Annotated in this window: 1 protein-coding gene; it reads right to left on the bottom strand. The window is 67.3% G+C overall.

Annotated features, from left to right (window positions below; translation table 11 throughout):
- Nucleotides 1-5 precede the first annotated feature (5 nt).
- Nucleotides 6-617, bottom strand: a 612-nt coding sequence (locus AC1DCZ_RS19360; RefSeq protein WP_476976013.1) for an integrase core domain-containing protein, incomplete at its 5' end; no start/stop codon positions are given.

The following is a 617-nucleotide window of genomic DNA, read 5'->3' as shown; positions in this document are numbered from 1 at the left end:
TGTACTCAGCCGGCAGGTTGGTTACATCTGCTGATGGGTGGTCGTCCTCCGAGGGCGCTGTGGTTGCGGCGGTGGTTGTAGAAGTCTAGCCAGCCGGTGAGGGTCTGGGTGCGGTGGTCGCTGGAGTCGTAGGCGTTCTTGTAGGCCCAGCCTTCCTGCAGGGTGCGGTTGAACCGTTCGGCCTTGCCGTTTTGCCAAGGGCTCCGCGGCTTCGTGCGCCGGTGCTTGGCACCCAGATCTGTCATGGCCTGGGCGAAGGCAGCCGAGCGGATGTAGGCCAGGGCGTTGTCGGTCATGACTTCGCGCACGGGTGCCCCGTTCGCGGCCATGAACGCCGCGGCGTTGGCCAGGAAGCGGGCGCAGGTGGGGCCTTTCTCGTCCGGCAGGACCTCGACGTAGGCCAGGCGGGAGTGGTCATCGACGGCGACATGGACGTAGTCGTAACCGATGCCGCGGCCCTTGACGGCCTCGCTGCGGCCGTGGACCCGCCAGCCGCCGCCCTTAGGGATTTTCCCGAGCTTCTTCACGTCAATGTGCAGCAGCTCCCCGGCGGTGTCGCGTTCGTAGCGGTGGTCGGTGGCACGGCCGGCCCGGATGCGTTCGCCGCTGATGGGGTC

The organism is Arthrobacter sp. 10N418, from assembly GCF_056394725.1.
Note: the sequence above shows the minus strand (reverse complement) of the source record. Positions and strands in the feature narration are given on the sequence as shown.